Source organism: Streptomyces sp. 11-1-2, from assembly GCF_003595545.1.
Taxonomy (GTDB): domain Bacteria; phylum Actinomycetota; class Actinomycetes; order Streptomycetales; family Streptomycetaceae; genus Streptomyces; species Streptomyces hygroscopicus_B.
In genome coordinates, this window is the sequence record NZ_CP022545.1 from 2716545 (window position 1) to 2731660 (window position 15116).

Annotated in this window: 13 protein-coding genes and 1 pseudogene; 9 read left to right on the forward strand and 5 right to left on the reverse strand. The window is 68.6% G+C overall.

Annotated elements, in window-relative coordinates; translation table 11 throughout:
- Nucleotides 1–41: 41 nt before the first annotated feature.
- Nucleotides 42–1139, forward strand: coding sequence for an integrase core domain-containing protein (locus tag CGL27_RS11285; protein ID WP_119986335.1), 1098 nt, complete (start codon nucleotides 42–44; stop codon nucleotides 1137–1139).
- A 75-nt stretch (nucleotides 1140–1214) separates the two neighbouring features.
- Nucleotides 1215–2413, forward strand: a pseudogene (locus CGL27_RS11290) (IS30 family transposase).
- A gap of 21 nt (nucleotides 2414–2434) precedes the next feature.
- Here the strand turns inward: CGL27_RS11290 and CGL27_RS53455 are convergent.
- From CGL27_RS53455 to CGL27_RS11315, 5 genes are all read right to left on the reverse strand, one after another.
- The gene (locus tag CGL27_RS53455; protein ID WP_162952959.1) at nucleotides 2435–2689 is read right to left on the reverse strand and encodes a hypothetical protein; all 255 of its coding nucleotides are present in this window, start codon (nucleotides 2687–2689) and stop codon (nucleotides 2435–2437) included.
- An 81-nt stretch (nucleotides 2690–2770) separates the two neighbouring features.
- A complete protein-coding gene (gene cofC, locus CGL27_RS11300; RefSeq protein WP_119986337.1) occupies nucleotides 2771–3424 on the reverse strand; it encodes a 2-phospho-L-lactate guanylyltransferase in 654 nt (217 codons plus the stop codon).
- Between the two features lie 2 nt (nucleotides 3425–3426).
- Nucleotides 3427–5991 carry a bifunctional FO biosynthesis protein CofGH gene (locus CGL27_RS11305; RefSeq protein ID WP_119986339.1) on the reverse strand — a complete coding sequence of 855 codons (2565 nt, stop codon included), beginning with the start codon at nucleotides 5989–5991 and terminating at the stop codon, nucleotides 3427–3429.
- Nucleotides 5992–6279: 288 nt separating this feature from the next.
- Nucleotides 6280–7593: an MFS transporter gene (locus tag CGL27_RS11310; RefSeq protein ID WP_119986341.1), complete on the reverse strand. Its 1314-nt coding sequence runs from the start codon at nucleotides 7591–7593 to the stop codon at nucleotides 6280–6282.
- A gap of 68 nt (nucleotides 7594–7661) precedes the next feature.
- Entirely contained in the window at nucleotides 7662–7973 is a 312-nt protein-coding gene (locus CGL27_RS11315) for a putative quinol monooxygenase (protein WP_119986343.1), read from the reverse strand.
- 161 nt (nucleotides 7974–8134) lie between these two features.
- On the opposite strand from CGL27_RS11315, the gene CGL27_RS11320 reads away from it, so the two are divergent.
- From CGL27_RS11320 to CGL27_RS11350, 7 genes are all read left to right on the forward strand, one after another.
- Nucleotides 8135–8965, forward strand: a complete 831-nt coding sequence (locus CGL27_RS11320; protein WP_240450466.1) for a GntR family transcriptional regulator — start codon at nucleotides 8135–8137, stop codon at nucleotides 8963–8965.
- Nucleotides 8962–10023: an LLM class flavin-dependent oxidoreductase gene (locus CGL27_RS11325; protein WP_119986347.1), complete on the forward strand. Its 1062-nt coding sequence runs from the start codon at nucleotides 8962–8964 to the stop codon at nucleotides 10021–10023. The genes CGL27_RS11320 and CGL27_RS11325 overlap by 4 nt, the downstream gene beginning before the upstream one ends.
- Before the next feature lie 47 nt (nucleotides 10024–10070).
- Nucleotides 10071–10814: a transglutaminase family protein gene (locus tag CGL27_RS11330; RefSeq protein WP_119986349.1), complete on the forward strand. Its 744-nt coding sequence runs from the start codon at nucleotides 10071–10073 to the stop codon at nucleotides 10812–10814.
- 93 nt (nucleotides 10815–10907) lie between these two features.
- Nucleotides 10908–12317, forward strand: coding sequence for an NAD-dependent succinate-semialdehyde dehydrogenase (locus CGL27_RS11335; protein ID WP_119986351.1), 1410 nt, complete (start codon nucleotides 10908–10910; stop codon nucleotides 12315–12317).
- Between the two features lie 45 nt (nucleotides 12318–12362).
- The gene (gene npdG, locus CGL27_RS11340; protein ID WP_119986353.1) at nucleotides 12363–13091 is read left to right on the forward strand and encodes an NADPH-dependent F420 reductase; all 729 of its coding nucleotides are present in this window, start codon (nucleotides 12363–12365) and stop codon (nucleotides 13089–13091) included.
- A 385-nt stretch (nucleotides 13092–13476) separates the two neighbouring features.
- Nucleotides 13477–14010: an IS5 family transposase gene (locus tag CGL27_RS11345; RefSeq protein WP_240450467.1), complete on the forward strand. Its 534-nt coding sequence runs from the start codon at nucleotides 13477–13479 to the stop codon at nucleotides 14008–14010.
- Nucleotides 14007–15092, forward strand: coding sequence for an integrase core domain-containing protein (locus CGL27_RS11350; RefSeq protein ID WP_119986355.1), 1086 nt, complete (start codon nucleotides 14007–14009; stop codon nucleotides 15090–15092). The genes CGL27_RS11345 and CGL27_RS11350 overlap by 4 nt, the downstream gene beginning before the upstream one ends.
- Nucleotides 15093–15116: the final 24 nt, after the last annotated feature.

A 15116-nucleotide genomic window follows, 5' to 3' on the forward strand; every position in this document is an offset into this window, starting at 1 on the left:
CTCTCGCGTAGCCGGTGGTCCACGCGTCATGATGACCGATCGTGCTGCTACGACTGGCCTACCTCGGTGTGACGAATGCGTTCGCGGTGCTGCGTCTGCTGCCGATGAGCGACCAGGACAAAGATGCAGAGATCCTCGCCCTGCGCCATCAGATCGCGGTCCTGGAACGCCAACTCGGCAAGAGAAAGGTCCGGTTCAGCTCAAGCGACCGGGCGTTCCTGGCGGCGCTGCTGCACCGGCTTCCGCTACCCACCCTGCGGCGTGTGCGGCTGCTCGTGCGTCCTGACACGGTGCTGCGCTGGCATCGCGACCTCGTCACACGCCACCATGCCGCGTTATCGCGACCCCAGCGACCTGGTCGACCTCCCACGGTGCGCTCCATCCGGATTCTGCTGCTGCGTCTGGCGAGGGAGAACCCACAGTGGGGGTACAGACGGCTGCACGGTGAGCTGCTCGTGCTGGGAGTGAAGGTGGCCGCGTCGACCGTCTGGAAGATCCTGAAGGATGCCGGCATCGATCCGGCGCCCGACCGGAGCTCCAGCACGTGGGCCGACTTCCTGCGCTCGCAAGCCGACGCCCTCCTGGCCTGCAACTTCCTTGAGACGGTCACCGTGTCCGGCGCGCGAATGTACATACTCGTGGTGATCGAACACAGCAGTCGCCGCATCCGGATCCTGGGCGCCACCGCACACCCGACCACCTCCTGGGTAACACAAGCGGCGAAGAACCTGGTCATGGACCTCGAAGACGTCGACTGCCGGGCACGATTCATGATCCGAGACAGGGACGGGAAGTTCCCCGCCCTGTTCAATGGCGTCCTCGCGGACGCGGGGATCACAATCGTTCTCAGCGGCATCCAGATGCCGAGAATGAACTCGCTCATCGAACGGTGGATACAGACCTGCAGACGTGAGCTCCTGGACCGGACCTTGATCTGGAACCAGCGCCACCTCCTGCACGCCCTGCACAAGGACGAGCAGTTCTACAACGCCCACCGACCCCACCAGGGCATCGCCAACGCCCGACCGCTGCACCCACTGCCCACACCGATCAACGATCCGGACAAGTTGAGCCGCCTGGACATACGCCGCCACGACCACCTCGGCGGCATCCTCCACGAATACCAACATGCAGCATGACCTGCACGGATGAAGTATTCGGCAGGGACAGTGTCACAGCCTGTTGGCGGCCGGTGGTTCCGCCACGGTGGCGGGATGCGCCCGTTCGACCCGACGCCGCCTACGGGCAGATACCTGTCGTTTCGTGAACGTGAGGAGATCGCGCTACTCAAGGTCCAGGGCAAAGGCGTACGCGAGATCGCTCGGACCATCGGTCGCCATCCTGGGACGATCTCGCGCGAGCTGCGACGCAATGCCGCGACCCGCAGCGGAAAGGTTGAGTACCGGGCGTCGGTCGCTCAGTGGAAGGCCGACCTGGTCGCGCGGCGGCCGAAGACGGCAAAGCTGGTCACGAACCCTCGGTTGCATGCCTACGTCCAAGAACGGTTGTCCGGGCAGATCAGCCGCCCCGACGGGACCCCCATCGAGGGACCAACGACGGGGAAGTGGACCGGCCGGAACAAGCCGCACCGCAAGGACCGCGCCTGGGTGCAGGCGTGGAGCCCGGAGCAGATCGCGAACCGGATCAAGCTCGACTTCCCCGATGATGAGTCCATGCGCATCAGCCACGAGGCGATCTACCAGGCGCTCTATATCGAGAGTCGGGGCGCGCTCAAGCGCGAGCTCATCTTGTGTCTACGCACCGGTCGCGCACTACGCGCACCCCGAGCCCGCTCACGTCGCAAGACCTGGGCACACGTCACGCCCGAAGCGCTCCTGAGTGAGCGGCCCGCTGAAGCTGAGGACCGCGCTGTTCCTGGCCACTGGGAAGGCGACTTGATCATCGGGCTGGAACGTTCAGCGGTCGGCACCGTCGTGGAGCGAACGACCAGGTTCACCATGCTGGTCCACCTGCCCCGGGAAGAGGGGTACGGCGAGATCCAACGGACGAAGAACGGTCCTGCGTTGGCCGGCTACGGCGCAGTATCGATGAAGAACGCGCTGGCCACAACGATGTCGACCCTGCCCGCGCAGCCGCTCGATCGCTGACCTGGGACCGCGGCAAGGAGATGTCGGCCCACACCCAGTTCAAGGTCGAGACCGGAATCCCCGTCTTCTTCGCCGACCCGCAAAGCCCCTGGCAGCGCGGCACGAACGAGAACACTAACGGCCTGCTGCGTCCGTACTTCCCCAAGGGCACCGACCTGTCCCGCTGGAGCGCCGAGGAGATCGAGGCAGTCGCTCACGCCTTGAACACCCGACCACGAAAGACACTCGGCTGGAAGACACCCGCCGAAGCATTCAACAAGTACCTACAGTTGCTCCAACAAGACGGTGTTGCATCGACCAGTTGAATCTGAGGAATACACCTCAGTTCAATTCCGCGCTGAGACAGGCAGGTTGGGGCTTCGCCAGAGCACGGGCCGGACCGGCTCCTGCTTTGACAACGCCGCAGCCGAAAGCTTCTGGGCCGTGCTCAAGCCTACGATGGCGGCATACTGCTGAAGTCCCGCGCGCTGACGCTCCTTGAAGCGGATGACCTGTGCAAGGCTGTCCACCGCGTCTTGGACGTCTTCGCCGAGGCCGCTGAACTCGACCGTGAACTCGCCCAGCGGTGGGCCCGGTTCCATGCCGTCCAGGCTGCGTTGTCCGCCGTTCAGCCTCTTCCGGCTTCCGACACGGGAAACGCACTCCGCTCGCCGCGGCGCGACTCACTGGGGGAGATTCGCCTGCACCGCTGCGGTGTGCGTCCCCAGACCCAAGGCAGCGGCCAGGGCGAGGTCTCCGGGTACGTCGATGTCCAGTCGGGCGCCAGGAACCCCGGAGTGCGCGATCTCGTAGGCGCCGTTTGCCGCATGCCGTGCGCGTGAGGCGCCTTCGAAGCCGGGCAGAAGGAATGACGGGTCCTGCGCGGTCAAGATCGTGGACCCATGGCCCCTATGGTCGGCGAGGACGGCACGAGGATGACGGCTGGCCTCGGCCAGAACACTCGCCAGTTCGTGCGGCTTCAACGCCGGGAGGTCTGCCGCGACTACAGCCACCGGGTCGGTACGGACACCGGCACCATGGCCGGCTGCGGCTGCGGCACCCAGGCGAGCGGCGGCGTTGAGACCGCCGACCGAGGCTTCGTGGATCCCTTCGGCACCGGCCCCGGCGGCGAGGGCGTGGGCCTCCGGATCAGCGGTCACGACGATCAGTCTGCACACCTCCGGGGTGTGGAGAATGGCGTCCATCGTGTCCAGGAAGACGGCCCGGGCGATGTCCCGCCTGGCGGCACCCGCCCACGACCCGAGACGGCTCTTGCCCAGGGCGAACGGCTTGACCGGCAACAGCACGGTCCAGCGGCTGCCTGGTGAGCCGGACATCATCACGCGTCCAGGACCGGGAGTAGCTCCGGGAGGTGCCCGTCGGAGGCCTCGGCGGCCCGCCTGCGCTCCTCCGGGACCTCCCCGTACAGCGTGGTCCGCGGCCTGGCCGGGCGCCCCGCCGCCTCCGCCACCGAGACCAGGTCCCGGACCGACTTGTAGGAGCCGTAGGAGGACCCCGCCATCCGGGAGATGGTCTCCTCCATCAGGGTGCCGCCCAGGTCGTTGGCGCCGGACCGGAGCATATCGGCTGCGCCCTCTGCGCCCAGTTTGGCCCAGCTCGTCTGAATGTTGGGGATGTGAGGGTGGAGCAGCAGCCGGGCCATGGCGGTCACCGCGCGGTTGTCGCGGACGGTGGGGCCGGGGCGGGAGATGCCGGCCAGGTAGACGGGCGCGTTGGTGTGGACGAAGGGGAGGGTGACGAACTCGGTGAAGCCGCCGGTCCGTTCCTGGATGCGGGCCAGGGTGCGCAGGTGGCCGAGCCAGTGGCGGGGCTGGTCGACGTGGCCGTACATCATCGTGGACGAGGAGCGGATGCCCACTTCGTGGGCGGTGGTGATGACCTCGATCCAGGTGGCGGCGGGCAGTTTGCCCTTGGTGAGGACCCAGCGGACCTCGTCGTCGAGGATCTCGGCGGCCGTGCCGGGGACGGAGTCCAGGCCGGCCTCCTTCGCGGCGGTCAGCCACTCCCGGATCGACAGGCCGGTGCGGGTGGCGCCGTTGATGACCTCCATCGGTGAGAAGGCGTGCACGTGCATCCCGGGCACCCGGCTCTTCACCGCTCGGGCGATGTCGAAGTACGCGGTGCCCGGTAGGTCCGGGTGGATGCCGCCCTGCATGCACACCTCGACCGCGCCGACCTCCCAGGCCTGCTGGGCGCGGTCGGCGACCTGGTCCAGGGAGAGGGTGTAGGCATCGGCGTCGGTGCGGCGCTGGGCGAAGGCGCAGAAGCGGCAGCCGGTGTAGCAGACGTTGGTGAAGTTGATGTTGCGGGTGACGATGTACGTGACGTCGTCGCCGACCGCTGAGCTGCGTACGTCGTCGGCGACCCGGCACAGCGCGTCCAGAGCGAGCCCGTCGGCGTGCAGCAGGGCCAGCGCCTCGGCGTCGGTGAGCCGGGTCGGGTCTTCGGCGGCGGTGGCCAGCGCCTGGCGGACGTCGGTGTCGATGCGCTGGGGGACCATCCCGGGGGCGGCGGCCTCGCGCAGGGCGCCCCAGTCGCCGTACACCTCGTCGAAGTCGTCGCGGCGGTCGCCGGTACGGCCCTCAGTGTCGATGGTGCGGTGCAGGTCGGTGCGGCCGGAGGCGGTGAACGCCTCATCGGGCTCCTGCCAGGGCCGCCCCTCCACCACCGCGGCCTCGCGGACGAGTCCGGTCTCCGGGTCGGCGAGGGCGGTGACGTGCGGGAGCAGGCGCGGGTCCAGCCAGGGCTCGCCGCGCCGGACGAACTCCGGGTAGACGCAGAGACGTTCCCGCAACTCGAAGCCGGCCGCGAGGGAACGCCGGGCTAGTTCCTCGATCTTCGGCCAGGGGCGTTCGGGGTTGACGTGGTCGATGGTGAGTGGGGAGACGCCGCCCCAGTCGTCGATGCCGGCACCGATCAGCCGCTCGTACTCGTCGTCCACCAGGTTGGGCGGCGCCTGGAGGCAGGCGGCGGGGCCCATGATGTGCCGGGCGACGGCCACCGTGGCGACCAGCTCGTCCAGTTCCGCGTCGGGCATGGCGCGCATCGCCGTGTCCGGCTTGGCCCGGAAGTTCTGGATGATCAGTTCCTGGACGCCGTGGTAGGCGCGGGCGACCCGGCGCAGTGCGAACAGCGACTCGGCGCGCTCCTCGTACCTCTCGCCGATGCCGATGAGGATGCCCGAGGTGAACGGCACCGAGGAGCGGCCGGCGTCCTCCAGGACCCGCAGCCGTACCGCCGGTTCCTTGTCCGGGGAGCCGTGGTGCGGGCCGCCGGGCTCCGACCACAGCCGGGTCGCCGTCGTCTCCAGCATCATGCCCATTGATGGCGCGACCGGCTTCAGGCGCTGGAAGTCGGTCCAGGTCAGCACGCCGGGGTTGAGGTGCGGCAGCAGGCCGGTCTCCTCCAGGACGCGGACGGAGATCGCCCGTACGTAGGCGAGGGTGTCGTCGTAGCCGTGCGCGTCGAGCCATTCACGGGCCTCGGGCCAGCGGTCCTCCGGCTTGTCGCCGAGGGTGATGAGGGCTTCCTTGCAGCCCAGCGTGGCGCCCTTGCGGGCGATGTCCAGGACCTCGTCCGGGGAGAGGAACATGCCGTGGTCGGCCCGGCGCAGCTTGCCGGGGATGGTGACGAAGGTGCAGTAGTGGCAGGTGTCGCGGCAGAGGCGGGTGAGAGGGATGAAGACGCTCTTGGAGTACGTGATCACGCCGGGGCGGCCGGCCGCTTCGAGACCCGCGTCGCGCACCCGGGCGGCGGAGGCGGCGAGGTCGACCAGGTTCTCGTCGCGCGCTTGGAGCAGCACGGCCGCCTCGGCGACGTCGAGGGCCACTCCGTCCCTGGCTCTTTTCAGCGCCCGGCGCAGGGAGTTCGCAGTAGGGGCCACGGTCGGTTCTCCAGATCTCGTACGTGTCCGCGGGGCGAGCGGTTCCGCCTCGCGGGGGTTTTCCTGGTGGTGGGGCGGATCAGACCAGTGCCCGGACCGGCTTGTGGCCGGCGGACGACGCGGACGAGTCGTCCTTCTCGGCCTTGCGCTCGGCGGGTCCAGGGGCCGTGATGCGGCTCGGTGCTCCTGGCCCAGGGTGGGGTGGTGCTTGACCGGCCAGGTGGAGTTCGCAGTTGGTCCCACCGGCTGCCGTTGTGCGGTCGTGGCCGGTGGGGACCTGGAAGCGGTTCACCGAGGGAGGGGTTGTCCCTTGGTCTCCGGCCCGACGAACCAGACGGTGGCGATGGCGATGACGTACATCACCACTCCGACGACTGTGGCAGCGGCGGTGATCCCGCCGAGCAGGCTGATGAGCATTCCGGTGCCGAGGGTGACCAGCGCGCCTGCGATGCGTGCGGAGTTGAACACCGTGGAGATCGCTGTGGCGCGACCGGAAGTGGGGAACAGCTCGGGCATGTAGATGGGCATCCAGGCGAACTGGCCCAGGATGAAGAATCCGGCCACGGCTGCCACGGCCAGTGCCGCCTGCGGGGTGTGGACGGCGAAGAAGAAGACCGGGACGACGGCCGCGGATACGGCGTAGTAGAGGAGCATGGTGGGTTTTCGGCCCCAGCGGTCGGCCAGGTAACCGAGCAGGAGGTAGCCGGGTACGGAGGCGCCGTTGAACACCAGGCCGGCGTTGGCACCCCATCGGGTGCCCGTCTCGCCGGTGTCCTTGGCGAGTTGGGCGGTGTATGCGGGGATCCAGGCCGACACGGCGTACAGGCCGATGACCGACACGACGGTCAGCACGAGCAGCCGCAGCCCGCGACGGCGTAGGTGGGCGTGGCTGAAGACGGCGGTGAAGGGGGAGCGCAGGAGTTCCCTGTCTGCGGCTGCGACGGTGTCGCCGGCTTCTTGGACGGCTTTGGCCTTGCGCCGCCGGTCGCGGACCGAGGTCCACATCTCCGGGTCGCGGACGGCCCGCCGTACGTAGAGGACGATGAGTGCCGGGAGCGTGCCGATCAGGAAGAGGTAGCGCCAGGCGTTGTCGCCCACGGGCTCCAGCAGGTACCAGGCCAGCGCGGCGATGACTGCGCCGACACCGAAGCCCGACTGAAGTACTGCGGCGGCTCGTCCTCGTGAACGGTCCGGCCAGAGTTCGCCGATCAGGGCGGTGGCACTGCCCCACTCCGCTCCCAGTCCCATGCCGGTGATGAAGCGCAGGGTGAGCAGCCACCAGTAGTCGGGTGCGAGTGCGGTCAGACCGGTGAAGAGGGCGTACCAGAGGATGGAGAGAATGAGGGTGCGGCGTCGGCCGAGTCGGTCGGCCGCGAAGCCGGCGAGGATCCCGCCGAGCGCCCAGCCGGCGAGGGTGGCCGCAAGCAGGCCGCTGACGTAGGTGGGAAGGTCTGCCAGCTGTGCTTCGGTGCCCACCGCCATGACGGCTGTGGGGCCGACGAGGACGAGGGCGTAGGTCTCGAACCCGTCGAAGGTCCACCCCAGCCAGGACGCGAACAGCGCACGGCGGCTGCTCTTGTCAATGGTGCGCAGGTCGAACATGGTGCTCTCCTTTGAGCGGTCGCGCGACGTCGCGTGAGCGGTCGCGCGACGTCGCGACGTGCCCGTCGTCAACCGATGACGTTGACCGGCCTGAGGACGGAAACCTCGACCGGTTTGGCGAGGAGGTCGGACAACTGGGCGCGGTACGCCTTGTAGTGGGCCGTCGTGCGGTGCGCCTCCAGGGCGGCGGAGTCCTGGTAGCGCTCCAGGAGAACGAAGTCCGAGGCTTCCGTCTCGGTGGTGTAGAGGTCGTAGGAGCGGCATCCCGGCTCGGAGCGGGTCGGGGCGATCATTCCTTCGAGCAGGGCCCGCAGCTGCGGAGCGCGGTCTGAGGCCGGGGTGAAGCGGGCGATCACGGTCACAGGGTTCTGGTCTGGCACGGAGACTCCTTTGATTCCCGGCGGGGGCTACTTGCGCCCACCAGATGTAAGACGTTATAAAACGTCTCATGACATGCGTCAAGGGTTCGGTGACCCCGCCGGCCGTGACACCCGAAGGGGTTGTTACGCGTCCGGGCCCGCTGCCGGGTTCAATACGACTTATGACATCTGACATGGGCAACGAGCCCCGCTTCGACCTGTCGGCCGCCGGATTCCGGATCGAACGGGGCCGGACATCAGCGACGACGCAGCTGGCGGAGCAGATCAAGGCACTGATCCTCAAGCAGCAGCTGCCGCCGGGAACGCGGCTGCCCACGGAACGGGAGCTGATGGCTGAGACCGGTCTGAGCCGCATCACGGTCCGTGCCGCCGTGGGTGCACTGGAGTCGCAGGGCTGGGTGGTACGCAAGCAAGGACTGGGCACCTTCGTCTCCGAACCGGTGGACCAGGAGCTGTCCTCCGGCGTGCGCACCATCACCGAGGTCCTGCTCGAACAGGGCGTCACACCGCACATCGACGTCCTGGGCTTCGGGGTCGAATCCGCTGCGCCCCACGTCGCGCAGGTCCTCGGGGAGCCCGAGGTACTGACGATCCGGCGCCGGTACGGGGACGGGGAGAAGCCGGTCGCGCTCGTCACGATCCACCTCCCGACGCGGGTGCTGGAGGCGGCCGGGCCGCTGCGCTCCGGCGAACCCGCCACCGAGACCACGTACACGATGTGGGAGCAGCGCCTGGGGGTGCGGATCGCGCAGGCCCGGCACCAGATCCACGCGGCCGCAGCTTCTCCGGACGTCGCCGCGGCGCTGGAGATCGACGAGTCCGCACCCGTGCTCGTCCTGGAGCGGGTCAGCCTCGGCCACGACGACCGTCCACTGGAAGTCGTGATCTTCCACTACCGCCCGGAACGCTACGGATTCACCGTAACGCTTCCCCGCACCGTCTCCGGTGCCCCGGTCGGCATGACCGACATGACAGAAAGGCGACGTCCATGAACCACGACGATCCCTCCGGCGCGGGTCCCGCCCACGAGCCCCAGCCGCACATCGGGCTGATCCTGGCCCTGACCATCCGCGGCCTCGCCGTGGGCAACTATCCCGACATGGTCCGCGCCGCGCAGGCGGCCGAGTCCTACGGATTCGACTCCGTGTGGCTGTGCGACCACTTCCTGACCCTCAGCCCCGACGACTACGTCCGGGACGCGGGCATCACCGCCGGACCCGAGAGCGACGGCGGCGCCCAGCAGAGCCGCTCGCAGTCGGTCCCGCTGCTCGAATGCTGGACCGCGCTGTCGGCCCTGTCCCGCGACACCACCACCGTGCGCCTGGGCACCAGTGTGCTGTGCAACTCCTACCGCTACCCCGCCGTGCTCGCCAAGATGGCCGCCACCCTCGATGTCATCTCCGGCGGCCGACTGGACCTGGGCATGGGCGCGGGCTGGTTCCAGCAGGAGTACGAGGCATACGGCATCCCGTTCCCCCCGACCGGGGACCGGGTCACCGCGCTCGGCGAGTCGCTCCAGGTGATGCGCCAGGTGTGGACCGACCCGCACCCGGCCTTCCACGGCGACTTCTACAGCATCGACGGGGCGGTCTGCGATCCGCCCCCGCTCCAGCAGCCGCATCCGCCCCTGTGGGTGGGCGGCGAGGGGCTGCGGGTCCACCGCATCGCCGCCCGGCACGCCAACGGCGTCAACGTCCGATGGTGGCCCGCCGAGAAGTGCGCGGAGCGCCGCGCGTTCCTGGACCGTGAGTGCGAGGCGATCGGCCGCGACCCGGCGACCCTGCGCCTGTCGATCACCACCCTGCTCGCACCGACCGACTCCTCGGCACAGCAGGACGAGCTGCGTACCCGCTTCCAGTCGATTCCCGACACCGGACTGATCACCGGGACGCCGGAAGCCTGTGTCGAGCGCATCCGCGCCTACCAGGACGCCGGCATCGACCACTTCCTGTTCACCATCCCCGACGTCGCGGACTCGACCTATCTCGACGTCGTCGGGGAGCAGATCCTGCCCCACATCAAGCCCGCACAGCACACGCAACTCACCTGACCCAGCCGCGCGACCACGACGCCAACGACTCAACGAAGGGCTACTCCGTGACCTCCGAGACGACCGCGCACAACGAGCTCACCACCATCGACGAGGCGTACCTGAGGCCGACCGCCTACATCGATTCCGACCACCCGCTCGTGGTATCCACCGCACGAGAGCTGACGGACGGTGCCACCACCGACAGCGAACGACTGGGCCGCATCTACCACTACGTCCGCGACCTGCCCTACGACATCCTCGCCTCGTTCCGCTATCTCGCCGAGGGCGAATCGGCGGCCAGCGACGTCCTCGCCCACGGCGTCGCCTTCTGCATGGGCAAGGCGAGTTCGTTCGTCGCCCTGTCCAGGGCCGCCCGCATCCCTGCCCGCATCGCGTTCCAGGCGCTCGACGCCCCGAAGATGGAATTCCTCTCACCGGAGGTCCGCACCCTGTGGGGAGGGCCGGTCGGACGGCCACTGCCCTGGCACTCGCTCGGCGAAGCCTTCCTCAACGGCCGGTGGATCAAGCTGGACGCAACCATCGACGCGCCCACAGCGACCCGTCTGGGCAAGCCCTACACCGTCACCTACGACGGCGTCACGGACATCCCGACCGTCGAGGGGCCCGTCCTGCGGGAGAACGGCAGCTACGCCGACTATCCCGCCGAAGTGGCGCGATGGTACGAGCAGGTCGCCGGCGAAGTCCTCGAAGCGCTTGCCTCGCCCGCCGCGCATGAGCGGGTCGCCGGCGACGACGTGCTGTGGAGCGGCCCCGATCCGGAGCTGGTCGGCCGCACCTCCGTCGCCTGATCCGGCCACGCGAGGAGCGCCCCGAGACACCGACCGGCGCACATGCCCGCCCCTCGCGGACCATCACGTCAACCCCCAGGGAGTGAGGCCACCATGGCCGTTCACCAGATCAACTCCGTCAACCCGGCCACCGAGGAAGTCATCGCCCAGTTCACCCCCCACTCGCCGACAGCTGTCGACGCGGCAGTCGAGCGGGCATCCCTCGCCGCCAGGAGGTGGCGGACGATACCCGTACCGGCACGGGCCGAGCACCTCAAGCGGGCCGCCGCGCTACTGCGCGCCGAACGCGACCAACTCGCCGCACTCATCACCGAGGAGATGGGCAAGCCCATCGCCGAAGCGGAAGCCGAGGTCGACAAGTCCGCCTGGTGCTGCGAGTACTACGCGACGCAGGGACCGGAACTACTGATGCACCAGCCCGTGGCAACCGGGGCCGCCCGCAGCCACGTCGCCTTCGACCCGCTGGGCCTCGTCCTGGCAGTCATGCCCTGGAACTATCCGCTCTGGCAGGTGTTCCGCTTCGCGCCGCCCGCGCTGCTGGCCGGCAACGGTGCCGTGCTCAAACACGCCTCGAACGTGCCGCGTTGTGCCCTGGCCATCGCCGACATCTGGGACCGGGCCGGCTGCCCGCCCGGTCTGTTCACCACGCTGCTCGTCGGCCCCGACGCGGTGCCGGACCTCATCGCCGATCCCCGCATCCACGCCGTGACCCTCACCGGATCGACCGAAGTGGGCTCTGCCGTCGCTGCCATGGCCGCGCACCACCTCAAGCCACAGGTCCTCGAACTCGGCGGCTCGGACCCCTTCATCGTCCTCGCCGACGCGGACGTCCCGGCCGCCGCCGCGGCGGCGGTCAGCGCACGCATGCACAACGCCGGGCAGAGCTGCATCTCCGCCAAGCGGTTCATCGTCGAGGAAACGGTCGTCGAGGAATTCACCGACGCGTTCACCGCCGGTGTCGCTGCCCTGGCCGTGGGCGACCCGTTCCGCCGAGACGTAACGATCGGCCCGCTCGCCCGGTCCGGTCTTCGCTCCGACCTCGTCGACCAGGTCGAGCGCAGCACCGCAGCGGGCGCCCGAGTCGTCACCGGCGGCACGGTCCCCGACGGCCCCGGGTATTTCTATGTACCTGCCGTCCTCGACCAGGTCACCCCGACGATGGCTGTCGCAGCGGAGGAGACGTTCGGGCCGGTGGCCGCCGTCGTCTCCGCGAAGGACCCGGCCCAGGCCGTCGACATCGCCAACGCCACCGAATTCGGTCTCGGCGCCGCGCTGTGGACAACCGACCTGGAGCGCGCCGATCGCCTGATTCCCGGCATCGAGGCCGGCGCGGTGTTCGTCAACGGGACCGTCGCCTCCGATCCGCGGCTGCCGTTCGGCGGCATCAAGCGCAGCGGCTACGGACGCGAGCTGGGCGCCTTCGGACTTCGTCAGTTCACCAACGTCAAGAGCGTGTGGATCGGCCCCGCACACAACGCACAGAGCCACCCCCTCAGTGAATGACCAGCATTCTCTTCTCCCGAACCAGCCGACCGAAGGCGATCACCCATGACAGTCACTCAGCCGGACCCGTTTCCCAGCACAAGAACACATCACGAGAACACCGTCGCCATCGTCGGCGGCACCGGCGCCCTCGGTCTTGGGCTCGCCACCCGGTGGGCCCACAGCGGCGTCAACGTCCGCATCGGATCCCGGCGTACAGAAGCGGCGCAGAGCTGCGCCGACAAACTCCCCGGAGCGGTCGGCGGGGACAACACCACAATGATCGAAGGCGCGGCGGCGGTGGTCGTCGCCGTGCCCTTCAGCGCACACGTCGAGACGATGCGCTCCATTGCGAAAGCCATCCAGCCCGGACAACTGGTCATCGACACGACCGCGCCCCTTCTGCCCGTCGGCCCCCGCGGCCTACGTCCCATCGTCCCCTGGGCCGGTTCTGCCGCCGAACAGGCCCAGGCCCTGCTGCCGGACGGCACAAGCGTGGTCTCGGCTCTGCAGACGGTCAGCGCCGCCACCTTGCAGGACATCGATCTCCGGCTGGACGAGGACGTATTGCTCTGCGGCGATCACACGGCCGACAAGGTCCTGGCCGCGGATCTCATCGACCGTATCCCCGGGCTGCGCACCGTCGACTGCGGCCTGCTGGACATGAGCGGTGTCTGCGAGCGGATCACCGCGCTGCTGATCGGGATCAACAGGCGCTACAAGACCCACGCCGGCATTCGGCTCACAGGTCTCCCCGAACCTCTCGCCCGACCAGGATTCGGCCGCTCCGCGTAACTCGGCCACAGACCCGCACTTCTTCAGGTGAAGTTCCCCCATGATCCTGGACACTCTTCTTCTGCACTGCGAGTGTTTGGTCGTTGCGGAACCGCTGTCGTGTCTCCAGGGGTGTGAGAAGCTGTTGTCTTTTCGATCTTGAGCGGTGGCAGTCGAACGCGGGTTCTCGGTCGGGTGATCCTGCCGTGGCCAGAGCATGAGGAAGGGGCCTCCTGAACAGCTCGTGGGTGTCGAATCCATAGAGCATCAGGAGGCCCCGGTGCCGCAGTCTTCCGTGTCGACGGCCGGGCAGTCCAACTCGGCCGCTCCAACGTGTGATTGCCTCGCGCACGTGTACGGCAACGCGGCTGTCCGGCCCGAGCGGCAGCGCCGGTACCCGTCGGACATGACGGACGTGGAGTGGGCTGAGGTCCGGCCGCTGCTGCCGACGCCGGGCTGGATGCGCGGGCGGGGCGGCCGGCCGGAGGGATACTGCCACCGCGCGGTGCTGGACGCGATCCGCTATCTCGTGGACAACGGCGTCAAGTGGCGGGCGATGCCCGCCGACTTCCCGCCGTGGGACCGGGTATACGCATTCTTCCGCCGCTGGCGCGACCACGCCCTGGTCAAGGAGTTCCATGACCGCCTGCGCGGCCAGGTCCGCGAGCGGCTGGGCCGGGACGCGGAGCCGACGGCCGGCGTGATCGACTCGCAGTCCATCAAGGCGGACGCCGTCGTCGGCGCCGACAGCCGCGGCTTTGACGGCGGCAAACAGATCAACGGCCGTAAGCGGCACGTCGTGGTCGACACCCTCGGCCTGCTGCTGGGCGTGATGGTCACCAGCGCGGATGTCGGCGACCGCGCAGCCTGTGGGGCTCGGAAAGTCGTCGCTGCAGGTGACGTCAGGTATTCGGCCTCGGCTGAGAGCATGTCCGCGTGACCGTCTCACTGGTGTACAAGATCGCCCGCAAGCTACTGTCCATCCCCCGGGTACTGCTGCGCAGCCAGGCCACGAAGGACGCGGAGTTGCTCGTGTTGCGGCACGAGAACGCGGTGTTGAGGCGTCAGATCCACGGCCGAGTCCGGTATGAGCCCTTTGATCGATTCTGGCTGGCTGCGCTGTCCGGGCTGATACCCCGCTGCCGGTGGCGTGGGGTCTTCCCGATCACGCCCGGCACCCTGCTGGCCTGGCATCACAGGTTCATCGCGGCGAAATGGGACTACAACGCGCGACGCGCCCCGGCCGGGAGACCACCGACCAGGGCGGCGCTCAGGAAGCTCATACTGCGACTGGCCCGGGAAAATACGAGGTGGGGCCACAGGCGGATCCAGGGCGAGCCGGCTCGCCTGGGGCACCCGATCGCCGCATCCACCGTATGGAACATCCTGACAGCCGCGGGCATCGATCCAGCCCCACGCCGCACCGGCCCAACCTGGCGCGAGTTCCTCACGAACCAGGCCGAGGGCATCATCACGGCAGACTTCTTCCATCTCGACACCGTGCGCGGACGCCGACTGTACGCGCTCGCCTTCCTCGAACACGGCACCCGGCGCCTCCACATCTCAGGCGTCACGGCCCATCCCACCCGGGAATGGGCCGTGCAGCAGGCCCGGAACGTAGCCGCCGACCTGAACACGCGTATGGAGTCCCTGCGATTCCTGCTCCGTGACCGCGACGGCAAGCACGGACAGTCCTTCGACGCCGTCTTCGAAGCCGATGGCATGGAGGTGATCAAGAGCGCGCCACGAACGCCGCGGATGAACGCCCACTGTGAACGGGTGATCGGCAGCATCCGGCGCGAGGCCCTCGACCACATCCTGATCACGAACGAGGCACGCGCCCGACAGGTCCTGGCCGCCTACCAGCGGCACTACAACACACATCGCCCTCATCGAAGCCGAGACCAGCTACCTCCTGACGCCGGGCAGCAGCCCATCACCGTGCACAACCTCAACGCACGCAGACTCCTGCGCACACGCGTCCTCGGCGGCCTCATCAACGAGTACCACTACACCGCTTGACCAGTAGCGATGACTTTTCGAGCC

Excerpts from the sequence above, each read along its gene's own strand:
- CGL27_RS53455 (WP_162952959.1), bottom strand. The coding sequence starts at position 2,689 with ATGGAACCGGGCCCACCGCTGGGCGAGTTCACGGTCGAGTTCAGCGGC.
- cofC (WP_119986337.1), bottom strand. The coding sequence starts at position 3,424 with ATGTCCGGCTCACCAGGCAGCCGCTGGACCGTGCTGTTGCCGGTCAAG.
- CGL27_RS11310 (WP_119986341.1), bottom strand. The coding sequence starts at position 7,593 with ATGTTCGACCTGCGCACCATTGACAAGAGCAGCCGCCGTGCGCTGTTC.
- CGL27_RS11320 (WP_240450466.1), top strand. The coding sequence starts at position 8,135 with ATGACATCTGACATGGGCAACGAGCCCCGCTTCGACCTGTCGGCCGCC.
- CGL27_RS11325 (WP_119986347.1), top strand. The coding sequence starts at position 8,962 with ATGAACCACGACGATCCCTCCGGCGCGGGTCCCGCCCACGAGCCCCAG.
- CGL27_RS11335 (WP_119986351.1), top strand. The coding sequence starts at position 10,908 with ATGGCCGTTCACCAGATCAACTCCGTCAACCCGGCCACCGAGGAAGTC.
- npdG (WP_119986353.1), top strand. The coding sequence starts at position 12,363 with ATGACAGTCACTCAGCCGGACCCGTTTCCCAGCACAAGAACACATCAC.
- CGL27_RS11345 (WP_240450467.1), top strand. The coding sequence starts at position 13,477 with ATGACGGACGTGGAGTGGGCTGAGGTCCGGCCGCTGCTGCCGACGCCG.